Origin of the sequence: Arthrobacter sp. UC242_113 (genome assembly GCF_044054585.1) — a bacterium.
In the GTDB taxonomy this organism is placed as follows: Bacteria; Actinomycetota; Actinomycetes; order Actinomycetales; family Micrococcaceae; genus Arthrobacter.
The window spans coordinates 1,779,812-1,798,960 of sequence record NZ_CP171968.1 but is presented as its reverse complement, the minus strand read 5'-3'; the positions used below and the strand labels follow the sequence as shown (position 1 = coordinate 1,798,960).

Here is a 19,149-nt window from a genome sequence, read left to right as displayed (position 1 = left end):
GCCTCTATCCGGCCGTCGGAACCTCCAGCGTGGCAATCACCGCCGCATGGTCCGTACCGGCCACGCGGTGCACGGCATAGCCCGACGCCGGAATGCGCGGACTGGTGATCACGTGGTCGATGGTGATGCCGGGCAGTGCCTGGCCGTCCATCGGCCACGTGGGCGTGAACCGCGCCCCGGATGCCGTGCCGACGTCCACCAGCTTCCGGCCACCCGGGCCCGCGTCGAGCAGTTTGCGGAACTCCGAGTGGTCGTAGGTGGCGTTGAAGTCCCCAAGCAGCACCCGGTTGTTCTGGCCGTCGGCCCCGTTGCGGGTCACCAGCCGGCCCAGCGATTCCAGGTCGCTGCGCCACTGCCCCACACGGACATCCACCGGCGGGAGGGTGTGCACGTTCGTGACCTCAAGAACGGCGGGCGCGGCACCCGCAGCAGGCAGGGTCACCCTGAAGGTCGGAATCTGGAACGGGGTGTCGGGAATCAGGCCTATGGCCTGGATGGGGTGTTGTGAGTACGTTGCACTGCCCGAGCCGTTCTCGGTTGGGCTGCTGATCCTGTTGGGCAGGAAACTCCCCAGGCCTTCCGCCGCCAGACGGTCCTCCAGCGCCTGGGTGTACTCCTGGATGGCGAGGAGTTCCACTGCGTTGTCCCGGACCAGCCGGACGATTTCGGCGGCGTCGGCCCTGCCAAAGCGGGAGTTGATGCTCATCACCGTCAGCGGAACGCTGCTGCCGGTACCGGAGGCTCCGGCGTCTGTTGCCCCTTCATCCGCCCGACCCGCATCCGGCGCCCAGAGCCAGAAAAGCTGGGCTCCGAAAAGCAGTGCGGCAGCAGCCGTGACCAGATGCCGCCGGCCCAGCAGCGCCAGGGCCAACGCAAGCGCGGCGGGAATCGCCAGCCACGGGGTGAAGGACAGCAGCTGCACCACTGGCGTGGGCCACTCGGCCGGGATGGCACGGAACACCGAAAGCGCAGCGACCGGCAGGAGGATGCAGAGCGCCAGCAGCCACCAGACGGGTTGTGTGCGGAGGGCCGAAGCAGTCATGGATCGAGTCTAGGCTGAGGGCGCCGCCGGGTTGTGGCGGCCCCTGCCACAGCAGTTAGACTGGAGCCAGCAGCTTTGACCCGGCCATCACCGGTGAGCTTCCGGAAGAACACCCGGCCCGCGGTGCGCACAACCGATCGCGGGGACCAGGCCAGTAGAACCGGACGGGTAAGCCCGTCACAGCAGCAATGAGCGGCCGTCGTCGAACTCCCCTGGAGTTGGCAGCGGTAAGTGAGGTGGTACCGCGGTGCCGGTGCAGTTGTAAGACTGCAGGCGCGCCGTCCTCGCATCCTGAATTTGTTCACCAGCTCAACCCAGGATGTCGAGATGACGTATTACCCCAAGGCCTCAGCAGCCCCCTCCGGCCCGGGCTCCTCTGCAGGAGTGTCCGCCTCCGTGAAGTTCCCGGAGATCGAGGAGCGGATCCTTAAGTACTGGGACGAGGACGGCACTTTCCAGGCAAGCATCGACCAGCGCAGTGCCGACCTTCCCGGCGGCGCCCCCGGCAGCAACGAATTCGTCTTCTATGACGGGCCGCCCTTCGCCAACGGCCTGCCGCACTACGGCCACCTGCTGACCGGCTACGCCAAGGACCTGGTGGGCCGCTACCAGACCCAGCGCGGCAAGCGCGTGGAGCGCCGCTTCGGCTGGGACACCCACGGCCTTCCCGCCGAGCTGGAAGCCATGAAGCAGCTGGGCATGACGGATAAGACCCAGATCGAGGCCATGGGCATCGACAAGTTCAACGACGCCTGCCGCGCCTCCGTGATGAAGTACGCCAACGAATGGCAGGCGTACGTCACCCGCCAGGCCCGCTGGGTGGACTTCGACAACGACTACAAGACGCTCAACGTCGAGTACATGGAGTCCGTGCTCTGGGCCTTCAAACAGCTGCACGAGAAGGGCCTGACCTACAACGGCTACCGCGTGCTCCCGTACTGCTGGAAGGACGAGACGCCGCTGTCCAACCATGAGCTGCGCATGGACGACGACGTCTACAAGAACCGCCAGGACCAGACCGTCACGGTGACCTTCCCCGTCAAGGCGGGGGAGTCGGAACTGTCCAAGCAGTTGGCCGGTGTGCAGGCGCTCGCCTGGACCACCACCCCCTGGACGCTGCCCACCAACTTGGCGCTCGCCGTCGGGCCTTCCATCAGCTACGCCGTGCTGCCCGCCGGCCCGAACGGCGTCAAGGCCGCCTCGGCCGAGGCACCCGTCACCGGCAGCTTCCTGCTGGCCGAAGACCTGCTGGGCAGCTACGCAAAGGACCTGGGCTACGGTGATGGTGCCGCTGGCGCGGCGGCCGCGGCCGCCGCTGTCACCTCGACCCACACCGGCGCCGAGCTCGAGGGACTCACCTACGAGCCGCTCTGGCACGACTTCGCCGACACGGAAAAGTACGGCACCCAAAACGCCTGGCAGTTCCTCGTGGCCGACTACGTCACCACCACCGACGGCACCGGCATCGTCCACCAGGCTCCGGCCTACGGTGAGGACGACCAGAAGGTCTGTGAAGAAGCCGGCATCCCCGTGGTCCTCTCCGTGGACGAGGGCGCCAAGTTCCTGCACCTGTTCGCCCACGGCGACCTGCACGACATCGTCGGGCTGCAGGTCTTCGAAGCCAACAAGCCCATCACCCAGGTGCTCCGCGCCCAGGGCCGGCTGGTCCGCCAGGCCAGCTACGAGCACAGCTACCCGCACTGCTGGCGCTGCCGCAACCCGCTGATCTACCGCGCCGTCTCGTCCTGGTACGTGGAGGTGACCAAGTTCCGCGACCGGATGTCCGAGCTGAACCAGGAGATCAACTGGATCCCCGGCAACGTCAAGGACGGCCAGTTCGGCAAGTGGCTCGCCAACGCCCGCGACTGGTCCATCAGCCGCAACCGCTACTGGGGCAGCCCCATCCCGGTGTGGCAGTCCAGCGACCCCGAGTACCCGCGCACTGACGTGTACGGCTCGCTCGCGGACATCGAGGCCGACTTCGGCCGGCTGCCGCTGAACAAGGACGGCCAGGTGGATCTGCACCGGCCGTTCATCGACGAACTGACCCGGCCCAATCCGGACGATCCCCGCACCCCCGAAGAGGGCCAGTCGGTCATGCGCCGCGTGGAGGACGTGCTGGACGTCTGGTTCGACTCCGGCTCCATGCCGTACGGCCAGGTGCACTACCCGTTCGAGAACGAAGCCTGGTTCGACACCCACAACCCGGCCGACTTCATCGTGGAGTACATCGGACAGACCCGCGGCTGGTTCTACATGCTGCACATCCTGTCCACCGCGCTGTTTGACCGCCCGGCCTTCCGGAACGTCATCAGCCACGGCATCGTGCTGGGCTCCGACGGGCAGAAGATGTCCAAGAGCCTGCGCAACTACCCGGACGTCTCCGAGGTGCTGGACCGCGACGGCTCCGACGCCATGCGCTGGTTCCTCATGTCCAGCCCCATCCTGCGCGGCGGCAACCTCGTGGTCACCGAGCAGGGTATCCGCGACGGCGTACGCCAAGTCATCCTGCCTCTCTGGAACGTCTACAGCTTCTTCACGCTGTACACGAACGCATCGAACAAAGTGGACGGAACAGCGAACGGGTATGACGCCCAGCTGCGGTACGACGGCTACACGGACACGCTGGACCAGTACCTGCTGGCCAACACCGGCGACCTCGTCCGGAACATGACCGCCCAGCTGGACACCTATGACATCTCCGGCGCCTGCGACGAACTCCGCAGCTACCTGGACATGCTCACCAACTGGTACGTCCGCCGCAGCCGGCAGCGCTTCTTCGACGAGAACGCCGACGCCTTCGACGCCCTGTACACAGCCCTCGAAGCCGTGTGCCGCGTGGCCGCCCCGCTGTTGCCGCTGGTCTCCGAGGAGATCTGGCGCGGCCTCACCGGCGGCCGCTCCGTGCACCTCGCCGACTGGCCGGACCCGGAGCTGTTCCCGTCCAACGCCGCCCTGGTCGAGGCGATGGACCGCGTGCAGCAGATCTGCTCCACCGGCTCCTCGCTGCGGAAGGCCGCCAACCTGCGCGTGCGCCTCCCGCTGCAGGAACTCACTGTGGTGGCACCCGGTGCAGATGCGCTGGGAGGCTTTGCCGCCGTCGTCGCCGATGAACTGAACCTGCGCTCGGTCCGCCTGCTGGATGCCGCCAGCGCCTCCCCGGAGGAGTTCGGCATCGAGCAGAAGCTCGTGGTCAACGCCCGCGCCGCCGGCCCGCGCCTCGGCAAAAACGTGCAGCTGGCCATCAAGGGTTCCAAGTCCGGCGACTGGTTTGTCTCCGACGCCGGCGTGGTCACCGCTGGCGGCCTCGAGCTGGAACCGCAGGAATACACGCTGGAGACGGTGGTGGCAGAGTCCGACGGCGGTTCGGCCTCCGTCGCTGTTCTTCCTGGAGGAGGTTTCGTGGTGCTCAACACCGAGGTCACCCCCGAGCTTGAGGCCGAAGGCCTGGCCCGGGACATGGTCCGTGCCATCCAGCAGGCGCGCAAGGACGCCGGGCTGAACGTCAGCGACCGGATCCGGACCAGCGTGAACGCCGCGCAGAACGTCATCGACGCCCTGCTGGCGAACGCCGAGCTGGTGAAGACCGAAACGCTGACGCTGGAGCTGGACGCCGTGCCTGCCGACTCTGCTGAACCGCGCATCACTGTCGAAAAAGTGGGGGCCTGAGCAATGACTTCTGAACCGACCGACGAATTCTCCGTGGAAAGCGTCTACGCCGAGCTGCTGGGCCGGGCGCCGGAAAACAAGATGGAGCCCCGGCTTGCTCCGCTGTTCCGCGCCATGGATGTGCTGGGGGAGCCGAACAAGGCCTACCCGATCATCCACATCACCGGAACCAACGGCAAAACGTCCACGGCCCGGATGATCGAGGCCGGCCTGCGCGCCCACGGCCTCAGCACCGGTCGCTACACCAGCCCCCACCTGTCCAAGGTCACGGAACGGATTAGCCTGGATGGCGAGCCGGTGTCCGACGAGACGTTCGTGCGCATCTGGGACGAGATCCGGCCGTACCTGCAGATCGTCGACGGCGAACTCACCGCGGAGGGCCAGCCCCGGCTGACGTACTTCGAGTGCCTGACCATCCTGGCTTTCGCCGTGTTCGCGGACCAGCCGGTCAACGTGGCCATCATGGAGGTGGGCCTCGGCGGCATCACCGACGCCACCAACGTGGGCGACGGCCAGGTGTCCGTGGTGACACCTATCTCCCTCGACCACACCGACCTGCTGGGCGACACCACCGAGGACATCGCCTACGAGAAGGCCGGCATCATCAAGCCCGGCGGCTTCCTCGTCAGCGCGGCCCAGCCGCTGGATGCCGCACAGGTCCTGCTGGAGAAGGCCAAGGAGGTGCAGGTGCCGTTCCGCTTCGAAGGCGTGGAATTCGGCGTCGAATCGCGGCAGGTCGCCGTCGGCGGACAGGTGGTGACCGTCCAGGGCCTCGCCGGCCGCTACCCGGACCTCATGATTCCGCTGCACGGCGCCCACCAGGCCGAGAACGCCGCCGTGGCCGTGGCTGCGCTGGAGGCATTCCTTGGCGGCGGCGAGAAGGAGCTGTCCCTGGAGGTCCTGCAGGAAGCCTTCGGCACTGTGTCGTCCCCGGGCCGCCTTGAAGTCGTACGGACAGCCCCCACCATCATCGTGGACGCCGCCCACAACCCGGACGGCATCCGGGCGTCAGCCGAGGCGATCCAGGAGGCCTTCAGCTTCAGCAAGCTGGTGGTGGTGGTGGGCGTGCTCAAGGAAAAGGACGCCGAGGAGATCCTGCGCCAGCTCAAGGAATCCCTGGGCGACCTCGCGGAGGAATTCTGCTTCACCCAGTCCAACTCACCGCGGGCAGTGCCTGCCGCGGAACTGGCGGAGCTCGCCGTCGACCTCGGCTTTGGCGAGGAAAACGTGCACATCGCCGAAAAGCTGGACGACGCGCTGGAGTGGGCCGTTGAACGCGCCGAAGCGAACGACGACCTTGCCGGCGGCGTACTGGTGACCGGCTCCATCACGCTGGTGGCGGATGCCCGCATCCTGCTTGGAAAGGCAGCCGACTGATGGCCCGGCTGACCAAGGCCCAGCGTGAATGGCGCCCGGGCATGCCCAAGAAGCGGCGGTCCACCAAGGTCATGTTCGCCTCGACGGTCCTGCTGCTGGAGGCCTTCGTGGTCTTCTTCGCAACGCTGGCGGTGTTCGGCCTGCGCCGCGCCGAGATCTCCCCGGCGCTGATCCTCTCGGTGGGCATCGGACTGAGCGCGGTGCTGATCCTCGCCTGCGCGGTGCTGTCCAAGCCGTGGGGCGTGGCGCTGGGCTGGATCCTGCAGGTGGTGCTCATCCTGAGCGGCTTCGCGGAACCGCTGATGTTCCTCGTGGGCGCGCTGTTCGCCCTCGCCTGGTGGTACGGCATCCGGGCCGGCATCCGGATCGACCGCGAATCCGCCCAGCGGGACCGGGCGCAGGCTGAATGGGATGCCGCGCACCCGGATGCCGCGCACCCGGCGGCCGCCGGCAATGAAGGCGCCGGCACCGAAGGCTCAGGCACTGAAAGCTGCGGCCAGACCCCGTAGACTTACCGTCGAAACCCACAACCAACCCCTTGGAGCAACTGTGAGCATTGAGCGCACCCTTGTCCTGATCAAGCCGGACGGCGTCACCCGCAACCTGACGGGCGAAATCCTCAAGAGGATCGAAGCCAAGGGCTACACCCTGGCCGAACTCAAGAAGACCAGCGCCAGCCGGGAACTGCTCGAGCAGCACTACGAGGAGCACGTGGGCAAGCCGTTCTACGAGCCGCTCGTGGAGTTCATGCTCAGCGGCCCCGTGGTCGCAGCGATCTTCGAAGGCCACCGCGTGATCGAGGGCTTCCGGTCGCTGGCCGGCACCACGGACCCGACGACGGCGGCCCCCGGCACTATCCGCGGCGACTTCGGCCGCGACTGGGGCCTGAAGGTCCAGCAGAACCTCGTTCACGGTTCTGATTCGGTGGACTCGGCCGAGCGCGAAATCAAGATCTGGTTCCAGGCCTAAGCCTCCCGCCAGGTTAAGCGCGCGGCAGGTTAAGCGCGAACTGGCAGCTGATGCCCCCAAAAGCTGGTTTTGAGGGCGTTAGCTGCCAGTTCGCGCTTTTTCGTTTATAAGTCGTTGGCTAGAAGCCCGAGGTGCCGACGAACACCTGGATGAATGCGAAGAAAATCGTGGCGATTACGGCGACGTAGAGCAGCGCAGTGATGATCCAGCCGGAGTCGCCCAGGATCCGGGCCAGGCCTGCCGGCGCCAGAATCACGCCGCGGACCACGTTCCGCACGGTGACCCAGACGAAGAGCGGAATCATCGCTGCCCAGACCACCATGCAGAACGGACACAGGATGTGGATGGAGTACAGCGCCTGCGACCACAGCCACACCACGAAGATGAAGCCGAGGGTGATGCCGGCCTGCAGCCCGAGCCAGTACCAGCGGGCAAAGCGGGCGCCGGCGAGCAGCGCCATGCCCACTGTGGTCGTGATGCCGAAGGCGACTATTCCGATGAACATGTTCGGGAAGCCGAAGACCGAACTCTGCCACGTCTGCATGACCTGCCCGCAGGAAATCCAGGGGTTCACGTCGCAAACGGTGGCATGGTTGGGATCCTTGAGGACCTCAAGCTTTTCCAGCACCAGAATGCCGGATGCCAGCCAGCCCACAACGCCGGTGATGACCAGCAGCCAGCCGAAGGGGCGGTCGCGCGTCATGGCCGGCACGGCGGCACCGGCCGAAGCCGCGGCGGGCCGGGCAGCGTCCTGCTGGCCCTGTTCGTAGTCCGTGCCTGTGGAAGGCGAAGTGCGTGGCATGGGATGGCGTCCTTTGTCTGGGGTGCTCCTGCCCAGATTGTATCGCCGCCAGCTTGACGCGGGCTGTACCCCTAGCCGATGGCAGCATTGACCGGCGTTGTCACACAATTACAGCGTATTTGAACGGCAATATGAGAGAATAAACGTGGCTGGAGCGCGAACCACATTCAAACTCCAGTCCGGTGGCTTGTTCCTAAGACCGCCAGTGAGCAGTGGTGCAGGCTTTGGAAAGAAGATCCAGCCTCCCACCTTCCATTGGACGGCACCTGGTTGTGGTTGTCAGAAACAACGGGTTCCAGTAACAATCCCGCCGGCCTGTCAGGCCTGCCGCACCCCACTGCCGGTGCGAGCCTGCTGGTATCCAATTGACTTCTGTCAATGCCTGCGGGTGTTGACAATATGTGCCCCAATGGGTGCCGAATGTGGCGGCACGTCAGGGGCAGGAGTGTTGCCACATATGGATAATGACCAGGTTATAGCCGTCAACGAAGAACGGGCTGCCACCGGCGAAGCCGCCGCTGAGGCCCCCAAGAAAGCCACCCGGACCCGCCGCAAGGCGACGCCCAAGGCTGCAGCAGCGGACTCGGAGACTGCGGCATCGGAGCTGCCCGCTCCGGAAACCCTGTCCGAAGGCGCAGCACCCGAAACGGCAGCACCTGAAACGGCAGTGCCGGAGTCGGCTGCCGGAGAGGCCGCAGAAGCCCCGGCCAAGACCCCGGTCCGCCGGACCCGCGCCCGGAAGAAGGTCGCCGAAGAACCGCTGCCCGCGTTTGCCGAAGCTGCCGGGGCCGAAGTTGATGCGCAGAAAGGTGGCTCGCAGGTAGCCCCCACCGAGCCGGCAGCCGAGGCTGCGGCGGTTCCGGCCGCCACTGAGCAGGCCGCCACTGAGCAGGCGGCTGCAGAGCCGGCTGCCGAGTCCAAGCCTGTACGCCGCCGCCGGGCAACAAAGCCCAAGGTTGCGGAGCCGGCCGAAAGCCCCGCTGAGTCAGCGGAATCTGCCGAGGCACCCGCTCCGGCCGCTACCGGAACAGCCACTGCGGCACCTTCAGCGGGACAGGCTGATGAGCCCGTCCCGGCCGTCAGCACCCCTGAAACCCAGGCAGCGCCCACCACTGCAGCCCCTGCTGCACCCGCGGCCGCGCAGGAGCCGGCCGTCGAGGAAGAGGCCGAAGATGAGGCCGCCGGGCAGTCGCCGCTGGGCTCGCTTTTCCTGGAACCGTCGTCCGTGACATCGATAATCTTCCAGGCCCCCGACCTGAACACCGTGGTCCGCACTGCCGCTTCCGCCGCGAAAGAGGAAGCGGCCGCCGAGGATGGCGAGGACGAGCTGGAGGACGACGGCGGGCGGCGCCGGCGGCGCAGCCGCGGCCGCCGCGGCCGCAGCCGGACCGACCGTGAGATCACCGACGGCGATGAAGACACTGAAGTTTCTGACGAGGCCGGCGAAGACGAGGGTGCGCCGCTCGAAGACGGCGTGACGTCCCGCCGTCGCCGTCGCCGCCGCCGCGGCGACCAGGATCTGGAACTGACCGGCGGCGGAGAAGACGATCCCCCCAACACGGTCACCCGCGTCCGTGCCCCGCGGACCATCAGCGAGGCCCCGGCGAGCAACCGCGTCACCAGCGTCAAGGGATCCACCCGTCTGGAAGCCAAGAAGCAGCGCCGCCGCGAATCGCGGGACACCGGCCGCCGCCGCACGGTGATCACCGAGGCTGAGTTCCTGGCCCGCCGCGAATCCGTGGACCGCCAGATGATCGTGCGCCAGCGCGACGACAGAATCCAGATCGGCGTCCTGGAAGACGGCGTCCTGGCCGAGCATTTCGTCTCCAAGACGCAGCAGGACTCCCTGATCGGCAACGTCTACCTGGGCAAGGTCCAGAACGTTCTGCCGTCCATGGAAGCTGCCTTCGTGGACATCGGGCGCGGCCGCAACGCCGTGCTGTACGCCGGCGAAGTGAACTGGGAAGCCGTCAACCTCGAAGGCAAGCAGCGCCGCATCGAGAACGCGCTGAAGTCCGGCGACTCCGTCCTGGTCCAGGTCACCAAGGATCCGGTGGGCCACAAGGGTGCGCGGCTGACCAGCCAGATCTCCCTGCCCGGCCGTTACCTCGTGTACGTCCCCGGCGGGTCCATGACCGGCATCTCCCGCAAGCTGCCCGACGTCGAACGCAACCGCCTGAAGCGAATCCTCAAGGACCGCCTTCCCGAGGACGCCGGCGTCATTGTGCGCACGGCCGCCGAGGGGGCCTCCGAGGAGGAACTGACCCACGACATCAACCGTCTCCGTGCCCAGTGGGAGGGGATCGACAGCCAGGCGAAGTCCACCAAGGTCCTCGCCCCCGAACTGCTCTACGGCGAACCGGACCTGACCATCAAGGTTGTGCGCGACGTCTTCAATGAGGACTTCTCCAAGCTGATCGTCTCCGGCGACGAAGCGTGGGACACCATCGAGGCCTACGTCACCTACGTTGCCCCGGACCTGGTGGGCCGGCTCGAAAAGTGGACCAAGGACGAGGACATCTTCTCCGCCTGGCGCATTGACGAGCAGATCCACAAGGCCCTCGACCGCAAGGTGTTCCTGCCGTCCGGCGGTTCACTGGTCATTGACCGGACCGAGGCCATGACGGTGGTTGACGTTAACACCGGCAAGTTCACCGGCAGCGGCGGCAACCTTGAAGAGACCGTCACCAAGAACAACCTGGAGGCTGCCGAGGAAGTTGTCCGCCAGCTGCGGCTGCGCGACATCGGCGGCATCATCGTCATCGACTTCATCGACATGGTGCTGGAGTCCAACCGCGACCTGGTCCTGCGCCGTCTGGTGGAATGCCTGGGCCGCGACCGGACCAAGCACCAGGTGGCCGAAGTGACTTCCCTGGGACTCGTGCAGATGACGCGCAAGCGCATGGGCACCGGCCTCCTGGAAGTCTTCGGCGAGCAGTGCGAGGCATGCGCGGGCCGGGGCGTCGTCACCCACGACGAGCCGGTGGAGCACCGCCGCGCCAACACCGTGGCCGCGGAGCACCACGTGCACCGTGCCGAGGTCCAGCCCCCTGCCCGGACAGAGCGGAAGCGCCGCCGCGGCAAGGGCGGGCAGCCGTCCTCCGAGCCAGCTCCTGCCGCCCCTGCCGTGCCGCACCACCCCGAACCGTCGGAGGCGGAGCGCCACGCCAAGGCTGAAGCGACCCGCGCAGCCCTGGCCAACATCGCCGCAGCGGCCCACGCCGCTCACCTTCATGAGGAAGAAGCTGCGCACAGTGCCGCAGCGTCGGGTGAGGCTGCCCGGCCCGCCGCACCCGCTGCCGCCGCACCGGAAAGCCCCGTGGTGCACCGCGCTCCGGAAACGGAAAGCGTCTCCGGACGGCCCGGCGCAGTGCTCACCTTCGGCGGTGAGAAAGTGGTTCTTCCGTTTGTCGATCACAGCGAGGAGCCGGTCAAGGAAGCGCCGGCCCTGACGCTGGACCGCCTGGAGGAAGCCTTCGCGCACCTCGGTGCTCCTATCGCCCCCGCCGAAGAGGAGGAGGCCAAGGACGAGGCTCCCGCACAGATCCGCCCTGAAAGCGGGCAGCCGGAGGGCCAGGAGGCCGCAAGCCGGCCCGCGGCTCAGCCTGCTGCACGGCAGCCGGTGGAAAGCCCCGCGGCACCGTCCCGCAGCCGCCGTCCGCGCCGCAACCGCAGTGCCAGCCGCCCCCAGGGTGCAGCCAACGAGACATCCGTGGAACACCACGAGGTAGCTCCGGCTGCAGCCGCCGGGCACTCGCATGAGGCCAAGGCACCCGAGGCGGGGAATGCACAGACGCCGAAGGCAGCTCCGCAGCCGGCCAGCGAACCGATCATTCTGGGGGTCGGCGTACCCGCCTCAGAACTGTAGGACAAGCGGACTCTGAGCCCGCCGGACTCCGGGGTGACTGACCCCCGAGCCCAACAGTAGATGGTCCGGCACCGCGGCTGCGGTGCCGGACCTTTCCGGTTCCGGACTTTCGTCAGCCGGCAAGGCCAGATGGCAAGGGCAGGGGACGCCAGCGCCGCGGAAGCCTGTCGCAAACGCCAAATTTTCGCGCCGCGGGCCGGCCGAACCGCTAGGCTGGAGGACTGACACGGGGTGCCGCGCATGGGCCGGCTGAGATCCAAACCCGTTGAACCTGTCCGGTTAGCACCGGCGAAGGGATGTCTTCTTTGTCATCAACACTGTCATCAGCATCACTCCTGCCCGCACGTGCGGCGGCGGACAGGTCGCTGCTGGAAACCGTTGAGCCGGCCGTTCAGACCTCCCGCGGCGTTCCCCGGGTGCTGGCCATCGCAGGCTCGGATCCTTCCGGCGGCGCAGGCATCCAGGCCGATCTGAAAAGCATTGCGGCCCACGGCGGCTACGGGATGGCCGCAATAACAGCGCTCACTGCGCAGAACACCACGGGCGTGCGCGGCGTGCATGTTCCGCCGGCTTCCTTCCTGTCGGCGCAACTGGACGCTGTCAGCGACGACATCAGCGTGGACGCCGTGAAGATCGGCATGCTGGGCGATGAACGTGTCATCGCGGCCGTCCGTGTCTGGCTCGAAAAGGTAAGGCCCGGCGTCGTGGTTCTCGATCCGGTGATGGTGGCCACCAGCGGTGACCGCCTCCTCCAGGAGTCTGCGGAGGCAGCGCTCCGAAAACTGCTGCCTCTGGCGCACCTGATTACCCCCAACCTTCCCGAACTGGCCATGCTGCTCGGGGAACCTGAGGCCGCGGACTGGGACGCCGCCCTTGTCCAGGGCAGGCGGCTCGCGGACCAGACCGGTGCCACGGTCCTCGTCAAAGGCGGGCACCTGAACGGCTCAAGCTGCCCGGACGCGCTCGTGAACACGGCCGGGCTGCTGTCTTCGGACGTGGTGGAGGTCGCGGGCGAACGGATCGGCACGCGGAACAGCCACGGCACCGGATGCTCGCTCTCCTCGGCCATGGCCACGGCGCAGGCGCGGCTGGGTGACTGGGAAGCGTCACTGCGGGCGGTCAAGCCGTGGCTGGCCGGGGCCCTCCGCACGTCCGGGCAGCTGGAGGTCGGGGCAGGCAACGGACCGATCAACCATTTCCACCACGTCCGCCAGACTGAATCGACAGCCCTGTCAGAGCCCAGGGGCGGCTTCGCGGAGCTGCTCCGCGCCGAGACAGTTGCCCACCTGGAAGACATCTATGGCCTGGGCTTCATCCGTGGGCTTGCCGACGGCACTCTGGCGGAGAAGGAATTCGCGTACTACCTGGCGCAGGACGCTACATACCTCAACGGCTACTCCCGGGTCCTGGCCAGGGCCAGCGCGCTCGCGCCGACCGAGTCCGAGCAGCTGTTCTGGGCGCGCTCCGCCCAGCAATGCCTGGAAGTTGAATCGGAACTGCACCGCTCCTGGCTCAGCACGCGAACCGTGCAACAGGAGCTGGGCCCGGTCACGAAGGCCTACGTCGATCATCTGCTGGCGGCTTCGGCGGGCGGCAGTTACGCGGTGCTGGTCGCCGCGGTCCTGCCGTGCTTCTGGCTGTACGCCGAGGTGGGGGAGACCCTGCACGCCGAATATGTGGCCGCCGGAGCGCAGGCCGGGCACCCGTACGCGGAGTGGCTGCGGACTTACGCCGACGAGGACTTCGCTGCCGCCACCCTGCGGGCCGTCGACGTCGCCGACGGCGCCGGCCGGGCCGCGTCAGCGGGGGAGCGCGAAGCGATGATCACCGCTTTCCGGCAGTCCTGCCGGTACGAGGTCGAATTCTTCGACGCGCCGAGCCGCCACAGCTGAGCGGAAGCGGGCCCGATACCCGGTAGGATGGTCGCGCACGGCATCGGATGTCCCGAACGGCGGCCTCTGTGGCGCCTATCACGGACAACCCGCTGCTGCCAGCCTCATTTGCGGCCGACGACGGAATTAGCGTATTCTAGATCTTCGGTGCTTACGCCAACACTTGGGTTATGACCCGGGATCGTCCATTCGGACATGTTCCTGGGATAGCTCACGGGTTCCCCCGGGGAATCCACGGCGTTGAGGCACAGCGAGAACCAGGCCAATTTTCGGACCCGGCTTCCGCACGCAAATTTAGTAATAAACGTCGAGAGAAGTGAGTTCCCAAGTGGTGTACGCGATTGTCCGCGCAGGCGGCCGCCAAGAGAAGGTTTCCGTTGGAGACTTCGTTACCCTGAACCGCGTCGCCGGTGGAGCTGGCAGCACCATTGAGCTGCCCGCGCTGCTTCTGGTGGACGGTGACAAGGTCACCTCCGCAGCTGCGGACCTGGCCAAGGTAACTGTTACGGCTGAGATCCTTCAGGACCTCCGTGGTCCGAAGATCGTCATCCAGAAGTTCAAGAACAAGACCGGTTACAAGAAGCGCCAGGGTCACCGTCAGGAACTGACCAAGGTCAAGATCACCGGTATCAAGTAACCACTGGTTACTGTTCAGGTTTCCCGCAGTCTCAAGAATTAAAGGCAGGCATTCCAAATGGCACACAAAAAAGGCGCGAGCTCCACTCGCAACGGTCGTGACTCCAACGCCCAGTACCTCGGCGTAAAGCGCTTCGGCGGCCAGGTAGTTTCCGCTGGCGAGATCATCGTCCGCCAGCGCGGCACCCACTTCCACCCGGGTGCGGGCGTTGGCCGTGGCGGCGACGACACCCTGTTCGCCCTGCAGGCAGGTGCCGTTGAATTCGGCACGCGCCGCGGCCGTCGGGTCGTCAACATCGTTGCTGCTGCAGCTGCAGAGTAACAACAAGTTCTGAACCGGTGGAGCGGGCCATGATGGCTCGCTCCACTGTTCTTTAACCGCATTACAATCGATTTGGACGTCCAGGACGGCCTCATCAGCAACAGAGGAGATTCAACGTGGCGAGCTTTGTAGACCGGGTAGTACTGCACGTATCCGGCGGTACCGGCGGCCACGGTTGTGTCTCCGTTCACCGTGAGAAGTTCAAGCCGCTGGGCGGGCCCGACGGCGGCAACGGCGGCAACGGCGGCGACGTCATCCTGCGTGTCGACTCGCAGACCACCACGCTGCTGGATTACCACCACGCACCGCACCGGCATGCCACCAACGGCGGCCCCGGCATGGGTGACTGGCGCGGCGGCAAGAACGGCGAAACCCTGGTCCTGCCCGTCCCCGAGGGGACCGTCGTCAAGACCAAGGACGGCAAAGTGCTTGCTGACCTCGTGGGGGAGGGCACCGAATTTGTCGCAGCGTCGGGCGGGATCGGCGGTCTGGGTAACGCTGCGCTGTCCTCGCAGAAGCGGCGGGCGCCCGGGTTCGCCCTGCTCGGCATCGAGGGTGACGCCGCGGATATCGTTCTCGAGCTGAAGTCGATCGCCGACATCGCCCTGGTAGGTTTCCCCCTCCGCCGGCAAGTCCAGCCTGATCGCTTCCATGTCGGCCGCCCGCCCGAAGATTGCCGACTACCCCTTCACCACCCTCATCCCCAATCTTGGCGTGGTCCAGGCCGGTGACGTCCGTTTCACCATTGCCGACGTTCCGGGACTCATCGAGGGCGCCAGCGAGGGTAAGGGCCTGGGCCACAACTTCCTCCGCCACGTCGAACGCTGTGCCGCTTTGGTGCACGTTTTGGACTGCGGTACGCTGGAATCTGACCGAGATCCACTCTCCGACCTCGCGATTATCGAAACCGAGCTCGAAAAGTATGCGGTGGACATGAGCTACGCCGGCTCGGACGGCGAAGTTGTCCCGCTCAACCACCGCCCCCGGCTGGTGGCTCTTAACAAAGTGGACCTGCCGGACGGCAAGGACATGGCCGAGTTTGTCCGGCCTGAGCTTGAATCCCGTGGCTACCGCGTCTTCGAAGTTTCAGCCACAAGCCACGAGGGCCTGCGCCAGCTCGGCTTCGCCATGGCGGAGATCGTCAAGGCGGCCCGCGACAGTGTGGCAGCCACGCCGCCGAAGGTGCACGCACCGGTGCTGCGGCCCCGCGCCGTCAACGAGACCGGTTTCCGGATCCGCCGCGAGGAGAAAAACCTGGAGCCGCTGTTCCGCGTGCTGGGTGAAAAGCCCGTGCGCTGGGTCAAGCAGACGGACTTCACCAACGAGGAAGCCATTGGCTACCTTGCCGACCGCCTGGCCAAGCTCGGCGTCGAAACCGAGCTGTTCAAGCAGGGCGCCAAGCCCGGCGACACCGTAGTGATCGGTGAGGACGACGGCGTGGTGTTCGACTGGGAGCCGACCATGATGGCTGGCGCCGAGCTGCTGGCCTCCCCGCGCGGCACGGACGTCCGCTTCGCCGACATCGGCGACCGTCCCACCCGCAGCCAGAAGCGGGAGGAACAGATCGAACGCCGCGACGCCAAGGCAGCGGCACGGGCCGAGCTGGAAGCCGAGCGTAAGGCCGGCATCTGGACCGAGTCCGTCAGCGCGCGCCGGGCGGCCCGGCCCCTCAAGGAGAGTGGACTGAACACCGAACATGAGGAGTGAACCCGCACACGTGACTGATACTTCCGCAATTGTCATCGAGGAACCCAAGACCGACGACCGCAGCATGCTCGCCAGGGCGCGCCGCATTGTGGTCAAAGTAGGATCGTCGTCCCTTACCAGCATCAAGGGCGGAATATCGGAGGAGGCGCTGACCGAGCTTTCGGACGCGCTGGCCGCCAAGTGCAATGCGGGCACCGAGATCATCCTCGTGTCGTCCGGTGCCATTTCGGCCGGCCTTGCGCCGCTCGGCCTGGCGAAGCGTCCGCGCGACCTCGCCACGCAGCAGGCCGCAGCCAGCGTGGGCCAGGGACTGCTCATGGCCCGGTACACCCACGCGTTCGCCGCCCACGGCGTGACCGTGAGCCAGGTGCTCCTCACCGCCGATGACCTCATGCGGCGCAGCCACCACCAGAATGCATTCCGGGCCCTCAACAGGCTCCTCAACCTCGGCGTCGTGCCCGTCGTCAACGAGAACGACACCGTGGCCACCCACAAGATCCGGTTCGGCGACAACGACCGGCTGTCAGCCCTGGTTGCGCACCTAGTGCGCGCCGATGCGCTGGTGCTGCTGTCCGACGTCGACTCCCTGTATGACGGGCCGCCCGCGCAGGGCGCAAAACGGATTCCCCAGGTGGACGGTCCTGAGGACCTCGATGGCGTCTCCATCGGCAAGACCGGCAAGGCCGGCGTGGGCACCGGCGGCATGCAGACCAAGGTGGAGGCGGCTCTGATGGCTGCCGATTCGGGCATCCCGGCCCTGGTCACGTCCACCGCCAACGCAGCTTCTGCGCTGGCCGGCGAGGACGTCGGCACCTGGTTCACCGTCAATGGCGGACGCAAGTCCGTCCGGATGATGTGGCTCGCGCACCTGGCCCATGTGCAGGGACGGTTGATCCTCGACGACGGCGCCGTCAGGGCCGTGCGGGACAACCGCACCTCGCTGCTGCCGGCCGGCATCAAGGCGGTTGAGGGCAACTTCGAAAGCGGAGACGCCGTCGAAATGGTTTCGCTGGACGGCACGGTAATCGCCCGCGGCCTGGTGAACTACTCCGCGGCCGAACTGCCGCAGATGCTCGGACGGTCCACCGTGGAGCTGGGCGAAGCCCTGGGCCGCGGCTTTGACCGTGAAGTTGTTCACGTTGACGACCTGGTTCTGGTCTAGGCGCCGGACTCGCCTAGACTTGAATGATGACTGAGGCACTGATGAACCAAGCAGCCGAGACATCCAACGACGCTACGACGGTCCCCACCCTGCCCGAAGACAGGCAGCCCACGCCGGCGGAGACCGAGTCCGCCGTGTACGCGATCGCCGACCGTTCCCGCCAGGCCGCCCGCAGCATGGGCCGCGCCAACCGGGCCTGGAAAGACAAGGCCCTGCGCGCCATCGGGGACGCCCTGCTTGCGAACAAGCAGCAGATCCTGGCCGCGAACACCAAGGACGTGGAAGCGGGCCGCGCCAACGGCACGTCCGCCGCCCTCCTGGACCGGCTGACCCTCAACGAAACCCGCATTGCCGCCCTCGCCGCCGCGTTGGAAAACCTGGCCGGCCTGCCCGATCCTGTGGGCAATGTGGTGCGCGGCCAGACCCTTCCCAACGGCCTGCGACTGCGCCAGGTCAACGTCCCCATGGGCGTTGTTGCCGCGATTTACGAGGCCCGTCCGAACGTTACAGTGGACATCGCGGGCCTCGCGCTAAAGAGCGGCAACGCCGTGATCCTCCGCGGCGGTTCGGCAGCAGCCTTCACCAACGAAGCCCTCATCCGCGTGTTACGCGACGCTCTGGAGTCCGTGGGTCTGCCGGCGGACGCCGTGCAGACCGTGGACCAGTTTGGCCGCGAGGGCGCCAACGTGCTCATGCGTGCCCGCGGACGCGTCGACGTGCTGATTCCGCGCGGCGGCCGTGAGCTGATCCAGACCGTCGTCAACAACTCTTCCGTGCCCGTCATCGAGACCGGCGAGGGGAACGTTCACATCTTCATCGACGAGTCAGCCAGTGAGGACATGGCGGTGGAGATCCTCCTCAACGCCAAGACGCAGCGCCCCAGCGTCTGCAACACCGTGGAAACGCTCCTCGTGCACTCCGGCTCCACGGTTCTGCCTGCGGTCGCCGCAGCCCTGAGCAAGGCGGGTGTCCGGCTGCACGCCGATGACCGCGTGCGGGCCGCGCTGCCGGCGTCGGTGGAGTCCCTGCCGGCTACTGACGAGGACTGGGCCACCGAGTACATGGACCTGGACCTTGCCGTGGCCATGGTGGACAGCCTGGATGACGCCGTGAAGCACATCCGCACGTGGTCCACCGGACACACGGAGGCCATTCTCACGAACGACCTGCGAAACGCCGAGCGTTTCATCGCGGAAATCGATTCCGCTGCGGTCATCGTGAACGCTTCCACGCGGTTTACCGACGGCGGCGAGCTGGGCCTGGGTGCGGAGGTTGGCATCTCCACGCAAAAGCTTCACGCGCGAGGCCCGATGGGGCTGACGGAGCTGACAACCACCAAGTGGATTGTCCAGGGCGAAGGCCAGGTCCGCGGCTAACACCGCGGAAACCGCTCCTGACATAGCGGTAACATAGTAAAGAAGTCCGGGACCGGCGGGAATCTCCGCCGTCGTCATCCTTTTTATTCCTAGGGGAGAAAATGCTGCTCCAGCAGATTGTCGCGTCAGTTGCCGAACACGAAGAGAGGGCGCCCCTGTGGGCCGAACCATGGGTCTTCGGCATCTCGATGTTTGCCATCCTGGTGGTGCTGATGCTCGTTACCCTCTCCTACGTCAACCTGGGCAACCGTCACTCTGCGGTTGACGAGCACGCGGACCCGCACCGCCAGCACCCCAACAAGCACGACCACGGCCAGGGCCACTAAC

General features: G+C 66.6%; 13 protein-coding genes, 1 pseudogene and 1 riboswitch. Of the genes and pseudogenes, 12 read left to right on the top strand and 2 right to left on the bottom strand.

The annotated features are described in order from the left end of the window. Window positions 1–4: 4 nt before the first annotated feature. The gene (locus ACHMXB_RS08025) at window positions 5–1,042 is read right to left on the bottom strand and encodes an endonuclease/exonuclease/phosphatase family protein (protein WP_395404286.1); all 1,038 of its coding nucleotides are present in this window, start codon (window positions 1,040–1,042) and stop codon (window positions 5–7) included. Between the two features lie 327 nt (window positions 1,043–1,369). Between ACHMXB_RS08025 and ileS the strand changes: the two genes are divergently transcribed. The 4 genes from ileS to ndk are packed head-to-tail and all read left to right on the top strand — an operon-like array spanning window position 1,370 to window position 7,057. Next, entirely contained in the window at window positions 1,370–4,711 is a 3,342-nt protein-coding gene (ileS, locus tag ACHMXB_RS08020) for an isoleucine--tRNA ligase (protein WP_395404284.1), read from the top strand. 3 nt (window positions 4,712–4,714) lie between these two features. Beyond that, window positions 4,715–6,088 carry a bifunctional folylpolyglutamate synthase/dihydrofolate synthase gene (locus tag ACHMXB_RS08015; RefSeq protein WP_395404282.1) on the top strand — a complete coding sequence of 458 codons (1,374 nt, stop codon included), beginning with the start codon at window positions 4,715–4,717 and terminating at the stop codon, window positions 6,086–6,088. After that, window positions 6,088–6,597: a DUF4233 domain-containing protein gene (locus tag ACHMXB_RS08010; RefSeq protein ID WP_395404280.1), complete on the top strand. Its 510-nt coding sequence runs from the start codon at window positions 6,088–6,090 to the stop codon at window positions 6,595–6,597. Before ACHMXB_RS08015 ends, ACHMXB_RS08010 begins: the two co-directional genes overlap by 1 nt. A gap of 40 nt (window positions 6,598–6,637) precedes the next feature. Next, complete coding sequence (ndk, locus tag ACHMXB_RS08005) at window positions 6,638–7,057, top strand: nucleoside-diphosphate kinase (protein ID WP_395404278.1); 420 nt, start codon at window positions 6,638–6,640, stop codon at window positions 7,055–7,057. Between the two features lie 118 nt (window positions 7,058–7,175). Here the strand turns inward: ndk and ACHMXB_RS08000 are convergent, their stop codons facing one another. Continuing rightward, complete coding sequence (locus ACHMXB_RS08000) at window positions 7,176–7,859, bottom strand: vitamin K epoxide reductase family protein (protein WP_395404276.1); 684 nt, start codon at window positions 7,857–7,859, stop codon at window positions 7,176–7,178. 457 nt (window positions 7,860–8,316) lie between these two features. On the opposite strand from ACHMXB_RS08000, the gene ACHMXB_RS07995 reads away from it, so the two are divergent. The 8 genes and pseudogenes from ACHMXB_RS07995 (at window position 8,317) to ACHMXB_RS07960 (ending at window position 19,148) form a co-directional block, all read left to right on the top strand. Beyond that, entirely contained in the window at window positions 8,317–11,727 is a 3,411-nt protein-coding gene (locus ACHMXB_RS07995; protein ID WP_395404274.1) for an Rne/Rng family ribonuclease, read from the top strand. 217 nt (window positions 11,728–11,944) lie between these two features. After that, window positions 11,945–12,041: riboswitch (TPP riboswitch) on the top strand. Then, window positions 12,024–13,619, top strand: a complete 1,596-nt coding sequence (locus ACHMXB_RS07990; RefSeq protein ID WP_395404272.1) for a bifunctional hydroxymethylpyrimidine kinase/phosphomethylpyrimidine kinase — start codon at window positions 12,024–12,026, stop codon at window positions 13,617–13,619. It overlaps the preceding riboswitch by 18 nt. 328 nt (window positions 13,620–13,947) lie before the next feature. Further along, complete coding sequence (gene rplU / locus ACHMXB_RS07985) at window positions 13,948–14,256, top strand: 50S ribosomal protein L21 (RefSeq protein ID WP_003803420.1); 309 nt, start codon at window positions 13,948–13,950, stop codon at window positions 14,254–14,256. A 57-nt stretch (window positions 14,257–14,313) separates the two neighbouring features. Then, window positions 14,314–14,577: a 50S ribosomal protein L27 gene (rpmA, locus tag ACHMXB_RS07980; RefSeq protein WP_003803426.1), complete on the top strand. Its 264-nt coding sequence runs from the start codon at window positions 14,314–14,316 to the stop codon at window positions 14,575–14,577. Window positions 14,578–14,693: 116 nt separating this feature from the next. Beyond that, window positions 14,694–16,284 (top strand): annotated as a pseudogene (gene obgE, locus ACHMXB_RS07975) (GTPase ObgE). Between the two features lie 64 nt (window positions 16,285–16,348). Beyond that, complete coding sequence (gene proB / locus ACHMXB_RS07970) at window positions 16,349–17,446, top strand: glutamate 5-kinase (RefSeq protein WP_395405187.1); 1,098 nt, start codon at window positions 16,349–16,351, stop codon at window positions 17,444–17,446. 26 nt (window positions 17,447–17,472) lie between these two features. Next, a complete protein-coding gene (locus ACHMXB_RS07965) occupies window positions 17,473–18,822 on the top strand; it encodes a glutamate-5-semialdehyde dehydrogenase (RefSeq protein WP_395404268.1) in 1,350 nt (449 codons plus the stop codon). A 101-nt stretch (window positions 18,823–18,923) separates the two neighbouring features. After that, window positions 18,924–19,148 (top strand): hypothetical protein, encoded by a 225-nt coding sequence (locus tag ACHMXB_RS07960; protein WP_395404266.1) that lies wholly within the window; start codon window positions 18,924–18,926, stop codon window positions 19,146–19,148. Window position 19,149: the final 1 nt, after the last annotated feature.

Excerpts from the sequence above, each read along its gene's own strand:
- ACHMXB_RS08025 (WP_395404286.1), bottom strand. The coding sequence starts at position 1,042 with ATGACTGCTTCGGCCCTCCGCACACAACCCGTCTGGTGGCTGCTGGCG.
- ileS (WP_395404284.1), top strand. The coding sequence starts at position 1,370 with ATGACGTATTACCCCAAGGCCTCAGCAGCCCCCTCCGGCCCGGGCTCC.
- ACHMXB_RS08015 (WP_395404282.1), top strand. The coding sequence starts at position 4,715 with ATGACTTCTGAACCGACCGACGAATTCTCCGTGGAAAGCGTCTACGCC.
- ACHMXB_RS08010 (WP_395404280.1), top strand. The coding sequence starts at position 6,088 with ATGGCCCGGCTGACCAAGGCCCAGCGTGAATGGCGCCCGGGCATGCCC.
- ACHMXB_RS08000 (WP_395404276.1), bottom strand. The coding sequence starts at position 7,859 with ATGCCACGCACTTCGCCTTCCACAGGCACGGACTACGAACAGGGCCAG.
- ACHMXB_RS07995 (WP_395404274.1), top strand. The coding sequence starts at position 8,317 with ATGGATAATGACCAGGTTATAGCCGTCAACGAAGAACGGGCTGCCACC.
- ACHMXB_RS07990 (WP_395404272.1), top strand. The coding sequence starts at position 12,024 with ATGTCTTCTTTGTCATCAACACTGTCATCAGCATCACTCCTGCCCGCA.
- rpmA (WP_003803426.1), top strand. The coding sequence starts at position 14,314 with ATGGCACACAAAAAAGGCGCGAGCTCCACTCGCAACGGTCGTGACTCC.
- proB (WP_395405187.1), top strand. The coding sequence starts at position 16,349 with ATGCTCGCCAGGGCGCGCCGCATTGTGGTCAAAGTAGGATCGTCGTCC.
- ACHMXB_RS07965 (WP_395404268.1), top strand. The coding sequence starts at position 17,473 with ATGACTGAGGCACTGATGAACCAAGCAGCCGAGACATCCAACGACGCT.
- ACHMXB_RS07960 (WP_395404266.1), top strand. The coding sequence starts at position 18,924 with ATGCTGCTCCAGCAGATTGTCGCGTCAGTTGCCGAACACGAAGAGAGG.